The organism is Burkholderia sp. SIMBA_062 (genome assembly GCF_046534765.1).
Classification (GTDB): Bacteria; Pseudomonadota; Gammaproteobacteria; order Burkholderiales; family Burkholderiaceae; genus Burkholderia; species Burkholderia ambifaria.
Map to the genome: position 1 here is coordinate 46,313 of NZ_JAWRYD010000033.1, position 22,376 is coordinate 68,688.

The following is a 22,376-nucleotide window of genomic DNA, read 5'->3' on the forward strand; positions in this document are numbered from 1 at the left end:
ATGCAACCCGAACTGAGCGAATTCCTGCGTCAGCACCGCATCACCGAAGTCGAGGCGATCATTCCCGACATGGCCGGCATCGCGCGCGGCAAGATCATTCCGCGCAACAAATTCGAATCCGGCGAATCGATGCGCCTGCCTCAGGCCGTGATGGTGCAGACCGTCACCGGCGACTATCCGGAGGACGGCTCGCTGACCGGCGTGACCGATCCCGACATGGTGTGCGTGCCCGATCCATCGACGATCTGCCTGATTCCGTGGGCCGTCGATCCGACCGCGCAGGTGATCCACGATTGCGTGCATTTCGATGGCTCGCCGGTCGAGATCTCGCCGCGCTACGTGCTGCGCCGCGTGCTCGACCTGTACAAGGCGAAGGGCTGGCAGCCGGTGGTCGCGCCCGAACTCGAGTTCTACCTGGTCGACATGAACGCGGATCCCGACCTGCCGTTGCGTCCGCCGATCGGGCGCACCGGCCGCGCGGAAACCGGCCGCCAGTCGTATTCGATCGAGGCCGTCAACGAGTTCGATCCGTTGTTCGAGGACATCTACGAGTACTGCGAGATGCAGGGGCTCGACATCGAGACGCTGATCCACGAAGTCGGCGCCGCGCAGATGGAGATCAACTTCGTGCACGGCGATGCGCTGTCGCTGGCCGATCAGGTGTTCCTGTTCAAACGGACGGTGCGCGAGGCGGCGCTGCGGCACAACATGTACGCGACGTTCATGGCCAAGCCGATGGAGGGCGAGCCGGGCTCCGCGATGCACATCCACCAGAGCCTCGCCGACGTGCACACCGGCCGCAACCTGTTCGCCGAAGAGGACGGGGTCGTGTCGCCGATGTTCCACAGCTATCTAGCGGGGCTGCAGAAGTACACGCCCGCGTTGATGCCGATCTTCGCGCCGTACATCAACTCGTATCGCCGGCTGTCGCGCTTCATGGCCGCGCCGATCAACGTGCAGTGGGGCTACGACAACCGCACGGTCGGCTTCCGCATCCCGCAGTCGACGCCGGTCGCGCGGCGCATCGAGAACCGGATTCCAGGCGTTGACTGCAACCCGTACCTCGCGTTCGCGGCGACGCTCGCGGCCGGCTATCTCGGCATGACGCAGCAGCTCGCGCCGACCGAGCCGATCGCGTCCGACGGCTACGACCTGCCGTACCAGCTGCCGCGCAATCTCGAGGAGGGCATCTCGTTGATGGCCGCGTGCACGCCGCTTGCCGGCATTCTCGGCGACAAATTCGTGAAGGCGTACCTGGCGCTGAAGGAAACCGAATACGAAGCGTTCTTCCGCGTGATCAGCTCGTGGGAACGCCGCCATCTGCTGCTGCACGTGTGAATGTGCGGCACTGTTTTACGGAGGAAACATGACCGATCGAAACGAAGCCTTCCCGCCGCACTCGACCGCCGAATACCGCGCGCTCGACGCCGCGCATCACATTCACCCGTTCTCGGACATGGGCGCGCTCAATCGCGCGGGCAGCCGCGTGATCGTGAAGGCCGACGGCGTCTACCTGTGGGACTCCGACGGCAACAAGGTGATCGACGGGATGGCCGGCCTCTGGTGCGTGAACGTCGGCTACGGCCGCAAGGAGCTCGCCGACGCCGCGTATCGCCAGTTGCAGGAACTGCCGTTCTACAACACGTTCTTCAAGACCACGCACCCGCCGGTCATCGAACTGTCGGCGCTGCTCGCCGAACTCACGCCCGCGAGCTTCAATCACTTCTTCTATTGCAACAGCGGCTCGGAAGGCAACGACACCGTGCTGCGTCTCGTGCATCAGTACTGGCGCGTGCAGGGCCAGCCGCAGAAGAAGTTCGTGATCTCGCGCAAGAACGGCTACCACGGCTCGACGATCGCGGGCGGCACGCTCGGCGGGATGGGCTACATGCACGAGCAGATGCCGTCGAAGGTCGAGCACATCGTGCACATCGACCAGCCGTATTTCTTCAGCGAAGCGCAAGCCGGCGAGACGCCCGAAGCGTTCGGCCTCGCATGCGCGCGGCAGCTCGAGGCGAAGATTCTCGAACTCGGCGCGGAGAACGTCGCGGCGTTCATCGGCGAGCCGTTCCAGGGCGCGGGCGGCGTGATCTTCCCGCCGTCGACGTACTGGCCGGAAATCCAGCGGATCTGCCGCAAGTACGACATCCTGCTCGTCGCCGACGAAGTGATCGGCGGCTTCGGGCGCACCGGCGAATGGTTCGCGCACCAGCACTTCGGCTTCGAGCCGGACCTGATCACGATGGCCAAGGGCCTCACGTCGGGCTACGTGCCGATGGGCGCGGTGGGCATCCACGAGCGCGTCGCGCGCCCGATCATCGACAACGGCGAATTCAATCACGGCCTCACGTACTCGGGGCACCCGGTGGCGGCGGCCGTCGCGGTCGCGAACCTGAAGCTGCTGCGCGACGAAGGGATCGTCGAGCGCGTGAAGCGCGATATCGGGCCGTATTTCCAGCGCCGGCTGCGGGATGCCCTCGGCGATCATCCGATCGTCGGCGAGATCGCGGGAGCGGGGCTGGTCGCGGGCGTTCAGCTGGCGCGCGACCGGAGCCGGCGCGAGCGATTTGGTGCGGACGTCGATATCGGCACGATCTGCCGCGACTTCTGTTTCAACGGCAACCTGATCATGCGCGCGACCGGCGACCGGATGCTGCTGTCGCCGCCGCTCGTGATCCGGGAGGCGGAAGTCGACGAGATCGTCGACAAGGCGCGGTGTGCGTTCGATGCAACGGCGGAGCGGGTGAAGTGAGCGATCGCGGCGCTTCGGTCACATACCGTCGAAGCGCCGACCGTCGGAGGGGCGCAGAAAAGCGACCTCAGCTCGCGGTGGCGTCGGGCGGTCGCATGACGACGATTCAGAAGGGTGTCCGCCCGGCGTGCGTTCGCGCGGGCATCAACGATTTCGGGGTGCACGACTCGCACGATACCTTCGCCTCTTGGCTCGTCATGGCGAGCGTGTCGCTGTACGTGGTGAAGGATTTGCTCGGACACTCATCGATCACGGTGACGGAGCCGTACGCGCACCTGGCCCCGCACATGGGGCGCGAGGCGGTGCGGACGCTGCACGCCTTTGCGTGAGGCAAAACACAGGGATGCGGCGCAATCATGAGGAAAGACGACAAGATGAAGATGCTGATCGACCTTCCGCTAACCGACAAGGAAACGTACTTCGTCGGCACGATTGTCGCCGCATGGGCCTCACTGGAGCATGAGGTATTCTCGCAGACGTTGCATACCTACGTTCCCGCTGATGATGGAGAAGAGTCGCCGAAGTTACCTAAGGAGATGAACAACATCCAGTTCACGGGTGTGCTGCGGCTGTGGAGGGAGCGTGTGGTGGACCAAGCCAAAGGTAAGCGCCGGAAGACTCTGGAAAAGGTCCACGCAAGAATTTTATGGGGTCACGAGTATCGCAAAGCGATAGTGCATGGAATGTGGGATTGGTCGCCGGACAACGTCGAGTGCATCACATCAACTCGCATCGTTGGAAAGCAGGTGACCTCAGTTCACTTCGATGCTGATGGACTTTGCTCATTCATGATTGGCCTGCTGGAGATTAACTTTGATCTCCGTTATCCGCGAGGAAAAACTGAGTTTTTCATGCAAAGAAGCAAAGAGGGGCAATACATGAGTCGCAGGTTCGCCGCAATGATGACCGGAGCGACACTTGATGATGGGCTGCTGCCTCACCACTCCGGGAAAGCGTCGCAGGAAACGCAGCAGGACGACGCGCCTTGTTTGCGTAAGGAAGAAGATAACGGCGCCGACGATCCGAAACCCTAACCGGGTGGCTAGCGAAACTTGGTACTCGCCTTGGGTGCTCAGCCAGCTGCACCCTTCGGCTGTCTTGCGTTTCCGATCGGCCTCGAAGAACGAAAAAAAGCCCTGCGAGTGCAGGGCTTTCTCTTTACCTAGTGGCTTTGCGCTGGCGCCGGAGAGAACTGCTCGATCCAGCGTTTAACGCGTCGCCACAAGCGGCGAATTCTTTGGTGGGCGGTACTGGGATCGAACCAGTGACCCCTGCCGTGTGAAGGCAGTGCTCTACCGCTGAGCTAACCGCCCAAAGAAGCTGAAATTATGTCAGGGCTTTGAGGGTCTGTAAAGCCCTTTCTGCAATTTTTTTCAAACAGCTGCAAACGCCAATGCATCCGCCGCCTGCTCAGCCGGCGAGCGCGGGTAGCGCGTCGATCGACGCGCGCACGTAGTCGGCGAAGCGCAGCGCGACCGGTTCGGCGGTGCCGCTGCGCTTCAGTTCCAGCGTGCGCGATTCGAGCGACGCATCCTTCAGCGGCCGGAACGCGAGCCGGTCGCTCTTCACCTGCTGCAGCACGCGCGGCACCAGCGCGATGCCCATCCCGAACTCGATCATCGACAGGATCGTCTGCCACAGCCGCGCCTCGTGACGGATCAGCGGACTGAAGCCCGCGTTCACGCATTGCGCGATGATCAGGTCGTGATAGTGCGGCGCCGCGTCGCGCGGAAACAGGATGAACGGTTCCGCGGCGAGCGTGGCGAGCGCGACCTGCCGGCGCCGCGCGAGCGGATGCGCGGCCGGCAGGCAGCACACGAACGGTTCGGCGTAGACGGGCGTCGATTCGACCTCCGGCGGGCAGTGGCCCCAGTGCGCGTAACCGAGATCGATCTGGCCGCGCTGGATCGCCTGCACCTGCGCGTGCGTGTTCATCTCGCTCAGCACGATCTCCACGCCCGGATAGTCGGCCTCGAAGCGCTGCACCGCATCGGGCAGCCCGCGATACAGCATCGAATGGACGAAGCCGATCCGCAGCCGGCCCGCGAGACCGGACGCCGAGCGCACCGTGAGACGCTCGGCCTCGCTCGCCTGCAGCAGCAGCCGGCGCGCTTCGCCGAGCAGCACCGCGCCCGCGTTGGTGAGCGCGACCGTCTTGTTGGTGCGTGAAAAGAGCTGCACGCCGAGCGCTTCCTCGAACTTGCGGATGTCGAAGCTCAGCGCCGGCTGCGAGATGAACAGGCGCTTCGCCGCGCGCCCGAAATGCAGTTCCTCGGCGACCGCCACGAAGTAGCGCAACTGCCGCAGTTCCATGCTGTCTCCTCCCGGCCCCGGCATCGATAAGTGCCGTCTATCGTACCGGATAAAACCTGTATTGGACGCTTATCGATCACGCGCCTAGTCTCTGCGTAACGTCTGGCATCGGGCTGCCGCGCCGCCACGGAGCGGGCGCCGGCCGGCAGCCGGGCAACCATGGAGACGCATGCATGAACGACACCGCTCGCATACCGGACGCCGGCGCATCCGGCAACATCCCCGACAGCCGGGGCATCAATTTCTTCACGGCCGATCCCGATCTCGGCGCGTTGCTGAAGCTGCATCTCGGCGCCGCCCAATACGCACGGCTCGAACCGCAACTGCATGCACTCGGCGCGCGCGTGTCGGGCGAACTCGACGAATGGGCGTCGCGCGCGGACAAGCATCCGCCCGTGCTCGAACATCGCAACCGGCGCGGCGAGGCCGTGCAGCGGATCGACAAGGACCCGGCGTATGTCGCGCTCGAACGCGTCGCGTATGCGGAACTCGGGCTCGCGGCGCTGAGCCACCAGCCCGACGCGGTGGCGCCGCTCGTCAAGTACGCGCTGACGTTCCTGTTCGTGCAGGCCGAATTCGGGCTGTGCTGCCCGGTCAGCATGACCGACTCGCTTACGCGTACGCTGCGCCGTTTCGGCGAACCGGCGCTCGTCGAGCACTACCTGCCGAGGCTCGCGTCGCGCGATTTCGACACGCTGTTCCAGGGCGCGATGTTCATGACCGAGCAGGCGGCCGGCTCCGACGTCGGCCGCATCGCGACGCGCGCGGTGCGCGAAACGAGCGCGCAAGACGGCGCGGTGTGGCGCCTGTACGGCGACAAATGGTTCTGCTCGAACGCCGACGCCGACCTGGCGATGGTGCTCGCGCGGCCCGACGGCGCGCCGGATGGCATCAACGGGCTCGCGCTGTTCCTGCTGCCGAAGACGCTGCCGGATGGCACGCGCAACCGCTACCGGATCGTGCGGCTGAAGGACAAGCTCGGCAGCCGTTCGATGGCGAGCGGCGAGATCGCGCTCGAAGGCGCGCAGGCCTACCTGATCGGCGAGATCGGCCGCGGCTTTCACCAGATGGCCGACATGATCAACATGTCGCGGCTGTCGAACGGCGTGCGCGCGGCCGGGCTGATGCGGCGCGCGCTGAACGAGTCGCTGCACGTGGCCGCGCACCGCACGGCGTTTGGCCGGACGCTGATCGAGATGCCGCTGATGCAGCGCCAATTGATGAAGATGCTGCTGCCCGCCGAGGCCGCGCGTGCGATGTTCATGCAGATCGCGCTGCTGCTGCCGCGGGCGGATGCGGGCGACGAGCAGGCCGCGCGCTGCGTGCGCATCCTGACGCCGCTGATCAAGTTCCGCGCGTGCCGCGATGCGCGCCGCGTGACGGGCGACGCGATGGAGGTACGCGGCGGCATCGGCTACATCGAGGAATGGAGCGATGCGCGCCTCGTGCGCGACGCGCATCTCGGCTCGATCTGGGAAGGCACCAGCAACATCGTCGCGCTCGACGTCGCGCGCGCCGCGCAGCGCGAGCAGGCGCTGGACGCGCTGCGCACGTTCCTCGGCGATCGGCTCGGCGCGGCGCCGCTGCCCGACGCGAGTCGCGCGGCGCTGCGGCGCATTCTCGCGCGCGCATGCGATGCGCTTGCACGGGTTGCGGCGGCGCGCGACGACGCGTGCGTGCGGCAGGCCGCGTCGGCGCTGTACTACGCGAGCGCGGCCGTGCTGATGGCATGTGAGGGCGTGCGGCTCGCGCCCGATTACCGGCGCCTCGCGCTCGCGCACCTGATCGTGCGTCACAAGCTGCTGCCGGTCGACCCGCTCGCGCCGGCGTCGCGCGACGACGAAGCGATGGCGTTCGACGCGCTGGTGCGTGGCACGCCGGTGCCGCTCGACATGGCGCTCGACCTGTTGCCGGAGGTCGAACGATGAACGTGACGAAAGCGACACGCGGCGCACTGGACGGCCTGAAGGTCGTCGACCTGAGCCGCGTGCTCGGCGGCCCGTACTGCACGCAGGCGCTCGCCGACCACGGCGCGACGGTGATCAAGATCGAGCCGCCGGACGGCGACGAGACGCGTGGCTGGGGGCCGCCGTTCCTCGGCGACACCGCGTGGTATTTCATGGGCGTGAACCGCAACAAGGAAGGGCTCGCGCTCGATCTGTCCCGCGACGAAGGGCGCGCGATCCTGTGGCGCCTGCTCGACGACGCCGACGTGCTCGTCGAGAACTTCAAGCCCGGCACGCTCGCGCGCTGGGGGATGGACTACGCGCGCGACCTGCGGCCGCGCTTGCCGCGCCTGATCCACTGCGCGGTGACCGGCTTCGGCGAACACGGCCCGCTCGGCGGGCTGCCAGGCTACGACGCGGTGATCCAGGCGATGGCCGGGCTGATGAGCGTCAACGGCGAGCGCGACGGCGACGCGATGCGCATCGGGTTGCCGATCGTCGACATGGTCACGGGGCTCAACGCGCTGGCCGGCATCCTGCTCGCGCTCGCGGAGCGCGAGCAGAGCGGACAGGGCCAGTCGATCGACATCGCGCTGTACGACTGCGGCGTGTCGCTGCTGCATCCGCACCTGCCGAACTTCTTCGGCTCGGGGCGCGTGCCCGAGCGCAGCGGCAACGCGCATCCGAACATCGCGCCGTACGACAGCTATCGCACGGCGACGGTGCCGATCTTCCTCGCGGTCGGCAACGACCGGCAGTTCGCACGCCTCGTCGCGCATCTCGGCGCGCCGGCGCTCGCCGGCGATCCGCGCTTCGTCGACAACCGCAGCCGCTGCGCGCACCGGCCCGAGCTGAAGGCCGAACTCGAGGCGCGGCTGGCCGCCCATCCGTGCGAGCCGCTCGCGCGCGACCTGATGGCGGCGGGCGTGCCGTGCGGGCCGGTGCGCACGGTCGCCGACGTCGCGCGCGACCCGCATGCGCTGCACCGCGAGTTGTTCGTCGAGATCGGCGCATATCGCGGCACCGCATCGCCGGTGAAGCTGTCGCGCACGCCGGCGACCTATCGCACGCCGCCACCGGCGCTCGGCCGCGACACGCGCGCGGTGCTCGATCGCCTCGGCGTCGATCCCGCGCTCCAGCAGCAACTGCTCGACGCCGGCGTGCTGAAGGTCGCGCCCGACCCGACGTGATCGGCCCACGGGGCCCGCGGGTGAGCGTCCCCGGCCGACGAAGCGGAACGCAAAGCAGCAGAACGTAAAGCAGCAGAACGCAAAGCCGTAAAGCAACACCGCCAGCCGGCGGCGCAAGGCCGGCCATCCGGCAAGGCGCGCGACAGTCGCGCCGCCGATCACGAACATGGAGACATCGATGAGCCGTCCGCAATCCCCGTCCGCCTCGCCAAGGCCCGGCCGCGCCGCCCTCGCGGCCTTCGTCGGCACCACGATCGAGTGGTACGACTTCTATATCTACGGCACCGCCGCCGCGCTCGTGTTCGGCAAGGTGTTCTTTTCCAGCACGATGGATCCCGGCGTCGCGACGCTGCTCGCGTTCGTCACGTTCTGGGCCGGTTTCGCCGCGCGGCCGCTCGGCGGGATCGTGTTCGGGCATCTCGGCGATCGCGTCGGCCGCAAGACCGCGCTCGTGATCACGCTGATCATGATGGGGCTTGCCACGACCGGCATCGGCCTGTTGCCCGGCTATGCGTCCATCGGCGTGTGGGCGCCCGCGGGCCTCGTCGTGCTGCGCGTGCTGCAGGGCATCGCGGTCGGCGGCGAGTGGGGCGGTGCGGTGCTGATCGCGAGCGAGAACGCGCCGAAGCACCGCAGCATCCTGTATGCGGCCTTCGCTCAGCAGGGCTCGCCCACCGGCAACCTGCTCGCGACGGTCGCGTTCTTCGCGTTGAGCGCGTTGCCGACGCCGTCGTTCCTGATGTGGGGCTGGCGCATTCCGTTCCTGCTGTCGGCGGTGCTCGTGATCATCGGGATGGTGATCCGGCTGCGGCTCGAGGAATCGCTCGACATGCAGCGCGTGCTCGCGCGCAAGCGGACGGTGAAGCTGCCGCTGCGCGACGTCGTGCGCGACCACTGGCTCGTCGTGCTCCTCGCGGCCGGCACGCTGCCGGTGATCAACGTCACGTATTTCCGCAGCACGTTCGCGCTGTCGTGGGCGACCAAGGAGCTCGGCTACGCGCAGGGCACGTTCCTCGGCATCCTGTCGATCTCGCTCGTCGTGCAGTTCCTGATGCAGCCGATCGGCGCGTGGTTCGTGTCGAAGATCGACATGCGCCGCGCGATGTGCTGGATCCTGATTCCCGAGATCGTGCTGATGCCGGTGATGTTCCATGCGCTCGCGACGCGGTCGTACTGGGTCGCCGTCGTCGGGATGTGCATCTCGACGATCCCGTCGGCGATGTTCTACGGTGCGGTCGGCGGCGTGCTCGCACGCGTGTTTCCGGCCAACATCCGCTATACGGGCCTGTCGCTCGCGTATCAGCTGAGCGCGCTCGTCGTCGGCGGCGGCACGCCGGTGCTCGCGCAGGCGATCCTGAACGCGACCGGCAGCATCGTCGGCGTCGCGATCGCGTCGGGGCTGTACGCGCTCGTGTCGCTCGCCTGCATGCTCGCGCTGCTCAATCGCACCGGCTACCGTGCGGATGAGCTGTCGAGCGCCGAGCGCAGCGATGCGGCCGAATGGGGCACCGCAAGCGCGAGCGCCGGCGCCGCGGCCGGCGAGTCCGCGCAGCCGGACGAGCGCGGCACGTTGAAACCGGCGGGGCAGGCCGGCGCGACCTGACCCGGCGGTATCGACTGCGCCGGGCCGACTCGCATCGGCTCGATTGTGCGCGCCCCAAAAGCAAACGGCACCGTGCGATGCACGGTGCCGTTTGCGTTGCGTTGCTTCGCGCGAGGCCGGCCCGGCCGGCCCGCGCGATGCGCGATGCTCAGGCTTCCGTCGGCGGCACGAAGCCGGACGCCTGGTCCGCGCCGTCGCCGAAGAAGTACTTCTCGGTCTGCTTCATCAGGTACTGGCGCGCACGCGGGTCGGCCATGTTCAGGCGGTTCTCGTTGATCAGCATCGTCTGCTGCTTGAGCCAGCCTTGCCACGCTTCCTTCGACACGCTTTCGTAAATGCGCTTGCCGAGTTCGCCCGGCAGCGGCGGGAAATCGAGACCTTCGGCTTCCTTGCCGAGCTTCGCGCATTGAATCATTCGAGCCATCGTGTACTTCTCCTGTAATCGGACTGGGGGAGGGCAGTCGTGCCTGCGCTCAGAGCTGCTTCATCAGCACGAGCGACTTGCGCTGCCAGTTATAGAGTTTGCGGCGGTCTTCCGGCAGGTCGTCGACGCTGACCTTGACGAAACCGCGCTTGAGGAACCAGTGCTCGGTGCGCGTCGTGAGCACGAAGATATGCGTGAGGCCGCGCGCGCGGGCGCGCTGCTCGATGCGCTTGAGCAGGCGTTCGCCGTCGCCCGAGCCCTGCGCTTCCGGCGCGACCGTCAGGCACGCCATCTCGCCGATCTTCTCCTGCTGGTACGGATACAGCGCCGCGCAGCCGAACAGCACGCCATCGTGCTCGATCACCGAGAAGTGGTCGATGTCGCGTTCGATCTGGTGGCGGCCGCGCCGCACCAGCGTGCCGTCCGATTCGAGCGGCTCGATCAGCGACAGGATGCCGCCGACGTCGTCCGGCGTCGCTTCGCGCAGGCTCTCGAGATTCTCGTACGAGATCATCGTGCCGACGCCGTCGTGCAGGAACAGTTCGAGCAGCATGCTGCCGTCGAGCGATTGCGGGATCAGGTGGGCACGGGTCACGCCGCCGCGGCACGCGCGGATCGAGTGCTTCAGGAAGAACGCGTCGTCGCCCTGGACGTTGCCGGAATCGAGCAGCTCGGCGGCCGCGTCGAGCGACATTTCACGGACCAGCCCGCCTTCGTCGTCGACGATGCCGGGCGCTTCGGTCAGGAAGATGATCTTGTCGGCGCGCAGCGCGATCGCGGCCGCCGACGCGACGTCTTCCATCGACAGGTTGAACGCTTCGCCGGTCGGCGAGAAACCGAGCGGCGACAGCAGCACGAGCTTGCGGCTCGCGAGCGAATGACGGATCGATTCGGCGTCGATCTTGCGCACGATGCCCGTGTGCGCGAAATCGACCCCGTCGAGAATCCCCACCGGCCGTGCGGTCACGAAGTTGCCGGACACGACGCTGATGTGCGCGTGCGCCATCGGCGAGTTAGGCAGACCCTGGCTGATCGCGGCCTCGATGTCGAGACGCACTTCGCCGGCCGCTTCCTTCGCGGATTCGAGCGCGCGCGCATCGGTGATGCGCAGCCCGTGCGAAAACTCGGATTCGACACCATGCAGGCTCAGCTGCTCCTCGACCTGCGGGCGCGAGCCGTGCACCAGCACGATCTGGATGCCCATCGCCTGAAGCAGTGCGATGTCGGACACGAGCGCGTTCAGGAGTCCCTGCTGCACCACCTCGCCGCCGAACCCCACGACGAACGTGCTGTTGCGGAACTTGTGGATATAGGGCGCGACGGAGCGCATCCAGTCGACGAACTGCGCGTGGCTGGCGGGCGAATCGTCGGCGGCCGGCGGCGTCGCGGCGCCGGTCTGGGCGGGAGGGAGGTCGGTTTGGGAATTCATGGGCGGGATTATAATGCGCCCCCATGTCGAATGTACCTAAAAGTCCCGCGCCGACGCGGGCCAAAGCGCCGTCGGCCCGGCACCCGGATGGTGCGGCCGATGCGCGTGAGCAGCAAGGCCAGCCGCCGCGCCAGCCGCAGCAACAGCAGGCGGGCCAGCCGCCGCGCGGGCCGCGCGGTGACGAACGCCGCGGCGACGCGCGCCAGCCGGCCGCGGCGACGGACGCACCGTGGGCGGATGCGCGCACGCCGCGCCGCGAGCGTGCGCCGCGCGCGGCCGTCGCACCGAATCCCGTTCCGCCGATCACGTATCCCGAAAGCCTGCCCGTATCGGGCAAGCGCGACGAAATCGCGCGCGCGATCGCCGATCACCAGGTCGTCATCGTCTGCGGCGAAACGGGTTCGGGCAAGACCACGCAACTGCCGAAGATCTGTCTCGATCTCGGCCGCGGCGTCGGCGCCGGCGGCACGGGCCTGATCGGCCATACGCAGCCGCGGCGCCTCGCCGCCTCGTCGACCGGCCGGCGGATCGCCGAGGAACTCGGCACGCCGTTCGGCGAGGTGGTCGGCTACAAGGTGCGCTTTACCGACAATCTCGCGCCGGGCGCGTCCGTCAAGCTGATGACGGACGGCATCCTGCTCGCCGAGACGCAGACCGACCCGTTGCTGAAGGCGTACGACACGCTGATCATCGACGAGGCGCACGAGCGCAGCCTGAACATCGACTTCCTGCTCGGCTACCTGAAGGAAATCCTGCCGAGGCGGCCGGACCTGAAGCTGATCGTCACGTCCGCGACGATCGACGCCGACCGCTTCGCGCGCCATTTCGGCAGCGACGAGCGCCCGGCGCCGGTGATCGAGGTGAGCGGGCGGCTGTATCCGGTCGAGATGCGCTACCGCCCGGTGGCCGAGGATCGCCCGGCCGTGAAGAACGCCGAGGGCACGGGCGGCCGCGACCGCGTGAAGACCGCGCGCGAGGCGGAACGCGACCTGATGGACGCGATCGTCGACGCGGTCGACGAACTGTGCCGCGAAGGCCCCGGCGACGTGCTGGTGTTCCTGCCCGGAGAGCGCGAGATTCGCGAAGCGGCCGAGGCGCTGCGCAAGCACCATCCGCCGCATACCGAGATCCTGCCGCTGTTCGCGCGACTCTCGGCGGCCGACCAGGACAAGGTGTTCAAGGCGTCGAACGCGCGCCGCATCGTGCTCGCGACCAACGTGGCCGAAACGTCGCTGACGGTGCCGGGCATCCGCTACGTCGTCGACACCGGTCTCGCGCGCGTGAAGCGCTATTCGTACCGGAACAAGGTCGAGCAGTTGCAGGTCGAGTCGATCTCGCAGGCCGCCGCGAATCAGCGCGCGGGCCGCTGCGGCCGGGTGGCCGATGGCGTCTGCATCCGCTTGTACGAGGAAAGCGACTACCAGGCGCGCGCGCGCTTCACCGATCCGGAAATCCTGCGCTCGTCGCTCGCGTCGGTGATTCTGCGGATGAAATCGCTGCACCTGACCGAGATCGAATCGTTCCCGTTCCTCGAGCCGCCGCCCGGCCGCGCGATCGCGGACGGCTATCAGTTGCTCAACGAACTCGGCGCGGTCGACGACGACAACGCGTTGACGCCGCTCGGCCGCGAGCTCGCGCGGCTGCCGCTCGATCCGCGCGTCGGCCGGATGATCCTGGCCGCGCGCGATCAGCAGTCGCTGCGCGAGGTGCTGATCATCGCGAGCGCGCTGTCCGTGCAGGACCCGCGCGACCGTCCGATCGAAGCGCAGGAGCAGGCCGACCAGGCGCATCGCCGGTTCGCCGACGAGCGCTCCGAATTCCTGCAGTGGCTGAAGATCTGGGCGTGGTTCGAAGAGGCCGTCGCGCACAAGAAATCGAACCGTCAGCTGATCGACGCGTGCCGGCAGAACTTCCTGTCGCACCTGCGGCTGCGCGAATGGCGCGACGTCCATTCGCAACTGCTGACGGTCGTGCGCGAGCATGGCTGGCGGCTCAACGAAGTCGAAGCGACCTACGAGCAGATCCATCTGGCCCTGTTGACGGGGCTGCTCGGCAACCTCGGCATGAAGGCCGACGACGATCCGCACTATCTCGGCGCGCGCGGGATCAAGTTCTACCTGTGGCCGGGCTCCGCGCTCGCGAAGAAGGCCGGCCGCTGGGTGATGGCGGCCGAGCTCGTCGAGACGAGCCGGCTGTACGCGCGCTGCCTCGCGAAGATCGAGCCCGAATGGGTGGAAAAGGTGGGCGCGCACCTGTTGAAGAAATCGCTGTCGGAGCCGCATTGGGAAAAGCGTCCCGCGCAGGTCAGCGCGTTCGAGCGCGCGACGCTGTACGGGCTGCCGATCTACCACCGCCGGCGCGTTGCGTTCGGCCGGCAGGATCCGGCACGCGCGCGGGAGTTGTTCATCCGCGGCGCGCTGGTCGAGGGCGAGTTCGACACGAAGCTGCCGTTCTTCACGCACAACCGCAAGCTGCTCGCCGACATCGAGCAGCTCGAGCACAAGTCGCGCCGGCAGGACGTGCTGGTCGACGACGAACTGATCTACGCGTACTACGATCAGGCGATTCCGGAGGGCATCCACACGGGCGCCGCGTTCGAGCGCTGGTATCGCGACGAGGTGAGCAAGGGCGGCAGGGCGGAGGACAAGCAGCGGCTGCTGTACCTGTCGCGCGACGACCTGATGCGCCACGAGGCGGCCGGCGTGACGACCGAGCTGTTCCCGAAGCGCGCGACGATGGCCGGCGTCGAGATGGCGCTCACGTACCACTTCGAGCCCGGCACGCCGCGCGACGGCGTGACGCTCGCGGTGCCGCTGTATGCGCTGAACCAGGTCGACGCGCGCCGCTGCGAATGGCTCGTGCCGGGGATGCTGAAGGAGAAGGTGCAACTGCTGCTGAAGTCGCTGCCGCAGAAGCTGCGCCGGCACTGCGTGCCGCTGCCCGAGTACGCGGCCGGCTTCGTCGAGCGCATGGGGCGCGAGCGCTTCGGCGCGGGCGGCCTCGTCGAGGCGCTGATCGCCGACGTGCGCGGCGAGACGCAGGTCGCGATGAAGACGGCCGACTTCAAGCTCGAGACGCTGCCCGCGCACCTGTTCATGAACTTCAAGGTGATCGACGAGCACGGCCGCCAGCTCGCGATGGGGCGTAATCTCGCGCAGCTTCGACAGGAACTGGGCGCGCAGGCGCAGCAGCAATTCCAGAAGATCGCGGCCGCGTCGACGATCGCGCCCGGCGGCGAGGCTGGCGCGGGCGATGCCGGCGACGCGGGCGACACGCCGGCGCCCGCCGTCGCGCCCGGTTCGGCGGCGAAGGGCGGCAAGGCCGGCAAGGGCGCGGCGCCGCACACGGGCGCCGCGCGGATGGCCGCCCCGGCGGAAGCCGGCGCGACCGCGCTCTACGAGAACCTGACGACGTGGAATTTCGGCAAGCTCCCCGAGCTGCTGGAGATCCGCCGGCGCGGCCAGACGCTGTACGGCTATCCGGCGCTCGTCGATCGCGGCACGCATTGCGACGTCGAGGTGTTCGACTCGCCGGAGGAGGCCGCGCGGATTCACCGGGCCGGCTTGCGGCGGCTGTTCGCGCTGCAATTGAAGGAGCCGATCAAGTTCCTCGAGAAGAACCTGCCGGGGCTGCGCGAGATGGCGATGCAGTACATGTCGCTCGGCACGCAGGACGAGCTGCGCGACCAGTTGATCGACACGGCGCTCGACCGCGCGTGCCTGCAGGATCCGCTGCCGGACGACGACGCGAGCTTCCATGCGCGCCGCGACGAGGGCCGCAGCCGCCTGAACCTGCTCGCGCAGGAGATCGCGCGGCTGGTCGGGCAGATCCTCGCCGAATACGCGGGGCTCGTGAAGAAGCTCGCGCAGGCGAAGCCGTTCGCGCAGGCCCATGCGGACCTGCAGCAGCAACTGGCCGCGCTGGTCGGCAAGCGCTTCGTGATCGACACGCCTTACGCGCAGCTTGCGCACTTCCCGCGCTATCTGAAGGGCATCGCGTTGCGGATCGACAAGCTGAAGGCCGACCCGGCGCGCGACGCGAAGCAGTGCGGCGAGCTGCTGCCGCTCGTGCAGCAGTACCAGCGCGCGGTGTCGCAGCGCGGCGGCGTCGCCGATCCGCGGCTCGCGGAATTCCGCTGGTTGCTGGAAGAATTGCGAATTTCGCTGTTCGCGCAGGAACTGCGCACGCCGATGCCTGTCTCTGTCAAGCGTCTGCACAAGGTGTGGGAGTCGATGCAGCGCTAGCGCACCAGCGGGCGCCGCGGGCCCGCGCCGGCTGCCGGCCCGTGGCGCCTGCCGCAGTCGGCCGCACGGCCGCGGCGGCGTGCGTCAATGTGGCGCAACCCCGGCTTGCGTCAACCGGCGGGGCCGGTCGAACGTTCTACAATGACTGCTGTTCCACGACGTGAGTCTTCATGCGCACTTTCCTTTCCCTCGGCCGCGCACTCGCGCTGGCCGCCGCCGTGCTGGCGCCGGCCGCACACGCGAATAACGTGATCATCCTCAACTCGGCCGAAGCGACGCTTTCCCTGATCGACGAGCAGACCCGCGAGGTCGTCTCCACGCTGCCGACCGGCAAGGAGCCGCACCATTTGATGGCGACGCCCGACAATTCGTCGCTGATCGTCGCAAATTCGATCTCGAACAGCCTGATGTTCCTCGATCCGAAGACGGGCAAGCTGCAGCGCACCGTCGAAGGGATCGACGATCCGTACCAGCTCGGCTTCTCGCCCGACCGCAAGTGGTTCGCGGCGGCGGGGCTGCGGCTCGACCGCGTCGACATCTACAGCTATGACGGCCGCGACGTGCACCTTGCGAAGCGCGTGCCGCTGGCGGTGATGCCGAGCCACCTCGCGTTCACGAAGGACAGCAAGACGCTGCTCGTGTCGCTGCAGGTGTCCGGCGAGATCGCGGCGATCGACCTGCCGACGCAGACGGTCAAGTGGAAGATGAAGGTCGGCAAGGTGCCGGCCGGCCTGTGGCTCACGCCGGACGACAAATACCTGCTGGTCGGGATGACCGGCGCGGATTACGTCGCGGTCGTCGACTGGCGCAACCAGAAGGTCGTCAAGCAAATCTACACGGGCAAGGGCGCGCACAACTTCCGCTCGCTCGCCGACGGCGCGCACGTCGCCGTCACGAACCGGGTCGCGAACACGATCAGCATCCTCGACGAGAACACGCTCACCAACGTCGGCGACATCACCGGCCTGCTGCCGGGGCCGGACGACATGGAGCTGTCGGCCGACAAGAAGACGCTGTGGGTGACGTTCCGCTTCGCGAAGAAGGTCGGTATCATCGATCTGGCATCGCGCAAGCTGGTGCAGACGATCGCCGTCGGCCGTTCGCCGCACGGGATCTACTTCTACGACCGCGCGCCGTGGAAGGCTGCGAACGGCGCATGACGGGCGGAGGCGAACGATGCTGCACCTGATCGATGCGTTCGTGTCGGACATCCAGACCTGGCTGTACGTCGACGTCGTGCAGCCGCTCCTCTTCAAGTTCAACCTGATGGACTATGACGAGGACACCTACGACGCACTGTACTGGGTGATCATCGGCGCGCTGCAGATGGTGCTGATGTTCGCGCTGCTGCGCCCGCTCGAGGCGCTCGCGCCCGTCGAGCGCTGGAAGAACCGCCGCGCGGTGCGGGTCGACGTGATCTACACGGCGATCTCGAAGCTCGGCATCTATGCGCTGTTCTTCTTCTTCGCGCTGCAGCCGGTGTTCGACAAGTTCCAGTCGTGGCTGCGCCTGCACGGCGTCGCGAACTTCAACCTCGATTATCTGTGGCCCGGCGTGACCTCGCAGCCGATCGTCGCGTTCGCCATCTACCTCGTCGTGCTCGACTTCGCCGGCTATTGGTATCACCGGTGGCAGCACAAGTTCGGCATCTGGTGGGAGCTGCACGCGGTCCATCACAGCCAGCGGCAGATGTCGCTGTGGTGCGACGACCGCAACCACCTGCTCGACGACGTGCTCCAGTCGTGCTTCTTCGCGGCAATCGCGCTCGTGATCGGCGTGACGCCGTCGCAGTTCGTCGTGCTGACCGCGGTCACCAACTTCCTGCAGAGCATCCAGCATACGAATGCACGGCTGTCGTACGGCCGCATCGGCGAGCGCCTGCTCGTGAGCCCGACCTTCCACCGGCGCCACCATGCGGTCGGCTACGGCCACGAAGGCACCAAGTACGGCTGCAACTTCGGCGTGCTGTTCCCGTGGTGGGACGTCATGTTCGGCACCGCGTCGTGGAACCGCACGGTCGAGCCGACCGGCATCCGCGAGCAGGTCGACGGCGTGTCCTACGGCGACGGCTTCTGGGCGCAGCACGGCCTCGCGTTCGTGCGGATCTTCCGGCGCCTCGTTCCCGCGAAGCGCGGCGCGGCGTCGGCCTGACCTCGTCACCGTCCCGTTGAACCGCTTCCCCACACGGCCCGCATGCGCTTTGGCGCATGCGGGCCGTGTGGTTTATCCTTTCCCCGTTTTTTTCCGTCGATACAGGTTCGCATGAACGATTTGCTGCGCTCCTTCGTCCGGGCGTTCGCCAGCGCGCTGCACCCGCGCATGCTGTGGCTTACCCTGATGCCGTTCGTCGTCTCGGCGCTGCTGTGGGGCGTGTTGCTGTGGTTCTCGTGGCAGGCGTTGATCGATGCCGCGCGCGGCGCGCTCGACGGCTTCGTGCTGACCGCCGCGCTGTACCGCGCGTTCGACGCGATCGGGATGTCGCAGCTGCATGCGGTCGTCGCGCCGTTCGTCGTCGTGTCGCTCGCGATTCCGCTGATCGTGCTGACCGTGCTGCTGCTGATCGCGACGATCTCGATGCCCGTCGTGATCAAGCACCTGTCGGCCCGCCAGTTCGCCGCGCTCGAGGCGAAGCGGGGCGGCACATTCGTCGGCAGCGTGGTCAATTCGCTCGGCGCGGCGCTCGTTGGCGTCGTGCTGCTCGTCGTCACGATTCCCCTGTGGCTGATTCCGCCGTTCTTCGCGCTGCTGCCGCCCGTGATCTGGGGCTGGCTCACGTACCGCGTGATGACCTACGACGCGCTCGCCCAGCACGCGAGCCGCGACGAGCGCCGCGCGCTCGTGCGGCAGCATCGCTGGCCGCTGATCGGCATCGGCGTCGCGACCGGGCTGCTCGGCACCGTGCCGACCTTCGTGTGGGTGTCGTCGGTCTGGATGATGGTGCTGTTTCCGTTCGTGGCGGCGGCCATGATCTGGGTTTACGCTTTCATCCTGGTCTTCTCGGCGCTGTGGTTCGGGCACTATTGCCTGCGCGCGCTGGACGACCTGCGCGCGCGTTCGCGCGCCACCGCAATCGACATGGGGCAGGCATGAGCATCGGCATCATCATCATCGGCGACGAAATCCTCTCGGGCCGCCGGCAGGACAAGCATCTGGCGAAGGTCATCGAGCTGCTCGGCGCGCGCGGCCTCGCGCTCGACTGGGCCGAATACGTCGGCGACGATCCGGCGCGGATCACCGCGACGCTCGCACGCGCGATCGCGTCCGGCGACATCGTGTTTTCCACGGGTGGGATCGGCGCGACGCCGGACGACCACACGCGCCAGTGCGCCGCTGCCGCGCTCGGCGTGCCGCTCGCGCTGCATCCGGAAGCGAAGGCGCTGATTTCGGAGCGCATTCGCGAGACGCACACCGATCCGGCCACGCCGGTCGACTTCGATTCGCCGGAAAACCGGCACCGCTTCAACATGGGCGTGTTTCCGGTGGGCGCGACGATCATCCCGAACGGCTATAACCGGATTCCGGGTTTCTCGGTCGGCGATCTCCATTTCGTGCCCGGCTTCCCGGTGATGGCGTGGCCGATGATCGAATGGGTGCTCGACACGAAGTACCAGCATCTCCATCATGTGACGCCGCACGCGGAGCGCTCGCTGTTCGTGTTCGAACTGCCCGAATCGACGTTGACGCCGCTGATGGAGAACATCGAGCGCGACTTCCCCGGCGTGCGCGTCTTCAGCCTGCCGAGCGTGGGCGACGCGGAGCGCGGCGGCATCTACGCGCGCCGGCATATCGATCTCGGCGTGAAGGGCGAGCCGGAAGCGGTCGCGGCCGCGTTCGTGAAGCTGCGCGAAGGCGTGCATCTGCTCGGCGGCGACGTCGTCGAGCCGGATGCGCCGCGCGGCTGAGCGGCCCAAGATCCTTCGCGCAAAGGGGCCGCGCAAAAACCACGGGCCGCGCAACGCGGCCCGTCATCGGGATGTCATCGCCCGGCTCGACGATGTGGCAGTCGGGCGTGCCTGAACGGATGCGCGCTCAGGCGCCGATCCACGGCAGTTTGCGGAAGCACCAGCCGTCGACCGTCTTGCGGTGGCCCTCGGCGTCCTTGCCGCCTTCGAAGCCTTCGAGCAGGTCGAATGCCTTCGTGAAGCCGGCCTGCGCCGATGCAACCGCGGCGAGTTTCGAGCGCGCGGCGCTGCGGCACAGGAACAGGACGGGCGTATCGGCCGGCAGCGCCGCCTTCAGTTGGTTGACGAATTCGGCGTTCGGCACGCCGCCCGGGTAGCGCGTCCATTCGAGGTGCAGGTACTGGCCGTCGCCGACGAGCGGGCGGCCGATCCAGTCGAGCTCGGCGCGGGTGCGCACGTCGACGAGGCGCGCCGACGGGTCGAGCTGCAGCAGTTCGAATGCCTCGACCGGCAGCAGCGCGCCGGCATAGTTGAGCGCGCCTTGGGTGCGGCGTTCTTCGGCTTTCGCGTAAAGCTGGTCGAGCGTACTCATGGCAGGAGGTCTCCGTATCGTATCGGTCAAACGAACATTTTAGCGCGGCGCTGCCACGCGGATGTGCGCGTGGCCGGCAGCGGATGCACCGCCCCGCGCTCCCCAAAAGAGTGCAGAATGATGTGGGTGCACCAGAATGAATCCGTCGCGCCGGCGCCCCTGAGAGATTGCACCATTTCGGTGCTAGCGCGCGGCCACCGGTGCCGCGCCCAGCCCCGCAATCGCGCAGCCGGGCCCCGTGGTGGCGCGGGCTGGCGCGATTCATGTCGCTTCTGTGTATGGCTGGCACGGATGCTGCTATATAGAATTCGGTCGACCCGGGGCGCGCTGCGCCAAAGCCAGACTCCGGGCAGCTCGGTAAACGAGGCGGTTCCCAGTCCGCCGGAATTGTTCAATCAGGAGAAGAGGTTATGAGTAAAACCGTCGCCGACGTCATGCAGCTCGTGAAGGACGAGGACGTCAAGTTTGTCGATTTCCGCTTCACGGATACGCGCGGCAAGGAACAGCACGTGTCGGTGCCGGTTTCGGCGTTTGACGAAGACAAGTTCGAAAGCGGCCATGCATTCGACGGCTCGTCGATCGCCGGCTGGAAGGGCATCGAGGCGTCGGACATGCTGCTCATGCCGGACCCGAGCGCTGCCTTCGTCGACCCGTTCTATGAAGAGTCGACCCTCGTGCTGACCTGCGACGTGGTCGAACCGGCCGACGGCAAGGGCTACGAGCGCGATCCGCGTTCGCTCGCGAAACGCGGCGAAGCGTACCTGAAGAGCACGGGCATCGGCGACACGGCCTACTTCGGTCCGGAACCGGAATTCTTCATTTTCGACTCGGTCCAGTGGAACACGGACATGTCGGGCTGCTTCGTGAAGATCAACTCGGAAGAAGCACCGTGGTCGGCAGGCAAGGAATTCGAAGGCGGCAACACGGGCCACCGTCCGGGCACGAAGGGCGGCTACTTCCCGGTCGCGCCGGTCGACACGTTCCAGGACATGCGTTCGGAAATGTGCCTGCTGCTCGAACAGCTCGGCATCCCGGTCGAAGTGCACCACCACGAGGTGGCGGGCCAGGGCCAGAACGAAATCGGCACGAAGTTCTCGACGCTGGTTCAGCGCGCCGACTGGACGCAATGGTCGAAGTACATCATCCACAACGTCGCGCACTCGTACGGCAAGACGGCGACGTTCATGCCGAAGCCGGTCGTCGGCGACAACGGTTCGGGCATGCACGTTCACCAGTCGATCTGGAAGGACGGCCAGAACCTGTTCGCGGGCAACGGCTATGCCGGCCTGTCGGAACTGGCGCTGTTCTACATCGGCGGCATCATCAAGCACGCCCGTGCGCTGAACGCGATCACGAACCCGACGACGAACTCGTACAAGCGTCTGGTCCCGCACTTCGAAGCACCGGTCAAGCTCGCTTACTCGGCGCGTAACCGTTCGGCATCGATCCGCATTCCGCACGTGTCGAACCCGAAGGGCCGCCGTATCGAAACGCGCTTCCCGGATCCGATGGCGAACCCGTACCTGTGCTTCACGGCGCTGATGATGGCCGGCCTCGACGGGATCCAGAACAAGATCCATCCGGGCGAAGCCGCGGACAAGAACCTGTACGACCTGCCGCCGGAAGAGGATGCAAAGATCCCGACCGTCTGCGCGGGCCTCGACCAGGCACTGGAAGCGCTCGACAAGGATCGCGAGTTCCTGACGCGCGGTGGCGTGTTCACCGACAGCATGCTCGATGCGTACCTCGCGCTGAAGGAGCAGGAGCTGGCGAAGTTCCGCATGACGACGCATCCGATCGAGTTCGAGATGTACTACTCGCTGTAATCGGCGATGGCGCTTCGAGCGAGCGCCTTCATGCCGGTTCGTTCCCGTCGCGCGGCCTGCGGCGGGAACCGCGGAGTCTGAAAGGGGACGGCGTCCAGCCGTCCCTTTTTTGTTCCGCACATTTTCATGTTCCCACCCGGTGAGGCGCGACGATA

17 protein-coding genes and 1 tRNA gene are annotated in these 22,376 nt (G+C 67.1%); 13 read left to right on the forward strand and 5 right to left on the reverse strand.

Translation table 11 applies throughout. The features are described from left to right. The 4 genes from SB786_RS28355 (at window position 1) to SB786_RS28370 (ending at window position 3,786) form a co-directional block, all read left to right on the forward strand. Complete coding sequence (locus tag SB786_RS28355; RefSeq protein WP_410730378.1) at window positions 1-1,338, forward strand: glutamine synthetase family protein; 1,338 nt, start codon at window positions 1-3, stop codon at window positions 1,336-1,338. Between the two features lie 28 nt (window positions 1,339-1,366). Continuing rightward, window positions 1,367-2,752 (forward strand): aspartate aminotransferase family protein, encoded by a 1,386-nt coding sequence (locus tag SB786_RS28360; protein ID WP_410730379.1) that lies wholly within the window; start codon window positions 1,367-1,369, stop codon window positions 2,750-2,752. Between the two features lie 95 nt (window positions 2,753-2,847). Next, window positions 2,848-3,081 (forward strand): tyrosine-type recombinase/integrase, encoded by a 234-nt coding sequence (locus SB786_RS28365; protein WP_410730380.1) that lies wholly within the window; start codon window positions 2,848-2,850, stop codon window positions 3,079-3,081. A 45-nt stretch (window positions 3,082-3,126) separates the two neighbouring features. Next, window positions 3,127-3,786 carry a hypothetical protein gene (locus tag SB786_RS28370; protein ID WP_410730381.1) on the forward strand — a complete coding sequence of 220 codons (660 nt, stop codon included), beginning with the start codon at window positions 3,127-3,129 and terminating at the stop codon, window positions 3,784-3,786. Window positions 3,787-3,990: 204 nt separating this feature from the next. Here SB786_RS28370 and SB786_RS28375 read toward each other — a convergent pair. Together SB786_RS28375 and SB786_RS28380 are read right to left on the reverse strand one after the other, a co-directional pair. Continuing rightward, window positions 3,991-4,065 (reverse strand) — tRNA-Val (locus tag SB786_RS28375). 97 nt (window positions 4,066-4,162) lie between these two features. After that, the gene (locus SB786_RS28380) at window positions 4,163-5,065 is read right to left on the reverse strand and encodes a LysR family transcriptional regulator (protein ID WP_410730382.1); all 903 of its coding nucleotides are present in this window, start codon (window positions 5,063-5,065) and stop codon (window positions 4,163-4,165) included. A gap of 173 nt (window positions 5,066-5,238) precedes the next feature. Between SB786_RS28380 and SB786_RS28385 the strand changes: the two genes are divergently transcribed. The 3 genes from SB786_RS28385 to SB786_RS28395 all read left to right on the forward strand — a co-directional run bounded on the left by SB786_RS28385 (window position 5,239) and on the right by SB786_RS28395 (window position 9,804). Continuing rightward, on the forward strand, window positions 5,239-6,993 hold the full coding sequence (locus tag SB786_RS28385; protein ID WP_410730383.1) for an acyl-CoA dehydrogenase family protein: 1,755 nt from the start codon (window positions 5,239-5,241) through the stop codon (window positions 6,991-6,993). Then, complete coding sequence (locus tag SB786_RS28390; protein ID WP_410730384.1) at window positions 6,990-8,201, forward strand: CaiB/BaiF CoA transferase family protein; 1,212 nt, start codon at window positions 6,990-6,992, stop codon at window positions 8,199-8,201. The genes SB786_RS28385 and SB786_RS28390 overlap by 4 nt, the downstream gene beginning before the upstream one ends. Before the next feature lie 178 nt (window positions 8,202-8,379). Further along, the gene (locus SB786_RS28395; RefSeq protein ID WP_410730385.1) at window positions 8,380-9,804 is read left to right on the forward strand and encodes an MFS transporter; all 1,425 of its coding nucleotides are present in this window, start codon (window positions 8,380-8,382) and stop codon (window positions 9,802-9,804) included. 148 nt (window positions 9,805-9,952) lie between these two features. Here SB786_RS28395 and SB786_RS28400 read toward each other — a convergent pair whose 3' ends face one another. Both SB786_RS28400 and argA read right to left on the reverse strand, forming a co-directional pair. Further along, a complete protein-coding gene (locus SB786_RS28400) occupies window positions 9,953-10,228 on the reverse strand; it encodes an oxidative damage protection protein (RefSeq protein ID WP_410730386.1) in 276 nt (91 codons plus the stop codon). A 49-nt stretch (window positions 10,229-10,277) separates the two neighbouring features. Further along, window positions 10,278-11,657, reverse strand: coding sequence for an amino-acid N-acetyltransferase (gene argA / locus SB786_RS28405; RefSeq protein WP_410730387.1), 1,380 nt, complete (start codon window positions 11,655-11,657; stop codon window positions 10,278-10,280). 23 nt (window positions 11,658-11,680) lie between these two features. On the opposite strand from argA, the gene hrpA reads away from it, so the two are divergent. From hrpA to SB786_RS28430, 5 genes are all read left to right on the forward strand, one after another. After that, window positions 11,681-15,901 (forward strand): ATP-dependent RNA helicase HrpA, encoded by a 4,221-nt coding sequence (hrpA, locus tag SB786_RS28410; protein WP_410730388.1) that lies wholly within the window; start codon window positions 11,681-11,683, stop codon window positions 15,899-15,901. Between the two features lie 170 nt (window positions 15,902-16,071). Continuing rightward, window positions 16,072-17,061 (forward strand): beta-propeller fold lactonase family protein, encoded by a 990-nt coding sequence (locus SB786_RS28415; RefSeq protein WP_410730389.1) that lies wholly within the window; start codon window positions 16,072-16,074, stop codon window positions 17,059-17,061. Between the two features lie 16 nt (window positions 17,062-17,077). Then, window positions 17,078-18,052 (forward strand): sterol desaturase family protein, encoded by a 975-nt coding sequence (locus SB786_RS28420; protein ID WP_410730390.1) that lies wholly within the window; start codon window positions 17,078-17,080, stop codon window positions 18,050-18,052. A 111-nt stretch (window positions 18,053-18,163) separates the two neighbouring features. Next, on the forward strand, window positions 18,164-18,991 hold the full coding sequence (locus SB786_RS28425; RefSeq protein WP_410730391.1) for an EI24 domain-containing protein: 828 nt from the start codon (window positions 18,164-18,166) through the stop codon (window positions 18,989-18,991). Continuing rightward, window positions 18,988-19,803, forward strand: coding sequence for a competence/damage-inducible protein A (locus SB786_RS28430; protein WP_410730392.1), 816 nt, complete (start codon window positions 18,988-18,990; stop codon window positions 19,801-19,803). Before SB786_RS28425 ends, SB786_RS28430 begins: the two co-directional genes overlap by 4 nt. 127 nt (window positions 19,804-19,930) lie before the next feature. Here the strand turns inward: SB786_RS28430 and SB786_RS28435 are convergent, their stop codons facing one another. Then, window positions 19,931-20,395, reverse strand: coding sequence for a rhodanese-like domain-containing protein (locus SB786_RS28435; RefSeq protein ID WP_410730393.1), 465 nt, complete (start codon window positions 20,393-20,395; stop codon window positions 19,931-19,933). A gap of 410 nt (window positions 20,396-20,805) precedes the next feature. Here SB786_RS28435 and glnA point away from each other — a divergent pair, with 410 nt between their 5' ends. Continuing rightward, the gene (gene glnA / locus SB786_RS28440; protein ID WP_006758924.1) at window positions 20,806-22,221 is read left to right on the forward strand and encodes a type I glutamate--ammonia ligase; all 1,416 of its coding nucleotides are present in this window, start codon (window positions 20,806-20,808) and stop codon (window positions 22,219-22,221) included. Window positions 22,222-22,376: the final 155 nt, after the last annotated feature.

Bases quoted from the DNA above. Each gene is read 5' to 3' on its own strand.
- SB786_RS28435 (WP_410730393.1), bottom strand. From the start codon at position 20,395: ATGAGTACGCTCGACCAGCTTTACGCGAAAGCCGAAGAACGCCGCACC.
- SB786_RS28415 (WP_410730389.1), top strand. From the start codon at position 16,072: ATGCGCACTTTCCTTTCCCTCGGCCGCGCACTCGCGCTGGCCGCCGCC.
- hrpA (WP_410730388.1), top strand. From the start codon at position 11,681: ATGTCGAATGTACCTAAAAGTCCCGCGCCGACGCGGGCCAAAGCGCCG.
- SB786_RS28385 (WP_410730383.1), top strand. From the start codon at position 5,239: ATGAACGACACCGCTCGCATACCGGACGCCGGCGCATCCGGCAACATC.
- SB786_RS28395 (WP_410730385.1), top strand. From the start codon at position 8,380: ATGAGCCGTCCGCAATCCCCGTCCGCCTCGCCAAGGCCCGGCCGCGCC.
- SB786_RS28425 (WP_410730391.1), top strand. From the start codon at position 18,164: ATGAACGATTTGCTGCGCTCCTTCGTCCGGGCGTTCGCCAGCGCGCTG.
- argA (WP_410730387.1), bottom strand. From the start codon at position 11,657: ATGAATTCCCAAACCGACCTCCCTCCCGCCCAGACCGGCGCCGCGACG.
- glnA (WP_006758924.1), top strand. From the start codon at position 20,806: ATGAGTAAAACCGTCGCCGACGTCATGCAGCTCGTGAAGGACGAGGAC.
- SB786_RS28360 (WP_410730379.1), top strand. From the start codon at position 1,367: ATGACCGATCGAAACGAAGCCTTCCCGCCGCACTCGACCGCCGAATAC.
- SB786_RS28400 (WP_410730386.1), bottom strand. From the start codon at position 10,228: ATGGCTCGAATGATTCAATGCGCGAAGCTCGGCAAGGAAGCCGAAGGT.
- SB786_RS28365 (WP_410730380.1), top strand. From the start codon at position 2,848: ATGACGACGATTCAGAAGGGTGTCCGCCCGGCGTGCGTTCGCGCGGGC.
- SB786_RS28430 (WP_410730392.1), top strand. From the start codon at position 18,988: ATGAGCATCGGCATCATCATCATCGGCGACGAAATCCTCTCGGGCCGC.
- SB786_RS28370 (WP_410730381.1), top strand. From the start codon at position 3,127: ATGAAGATGCTGATCGACCTTCCGCTAACCGACAAGGAAACGTACTTC.
- SB786_RS28355 (WP_410730378.1), top strand. From the start codon at position 1: ATGCAACCCGAACTGAGCGAATTCCTGCGTCAGCACCGCATCACCGAA.
- SB786_RS28380 (WP_410730382.1), bottom strand. From the start codon at position 5,065: ATGGAACTGCGGCAGTTGCGCTACTTCGTGGCGGTCGCCGAGGAACTG.
- SB786_RS28420 (WP_410730390.1), top strand. From the start codon at position 17,078: ATGCTGCACCTGATCGATGCGTTCGTGTCGGACATCCAGACCTGGCTG.
- SB786_RS28390 (WP_410730384.1), top strand. From the start codon at position 6,990: ATGAACGTGACGAAAGCGACACGCGGCGCACTGGACGGCCTGAAGGTC.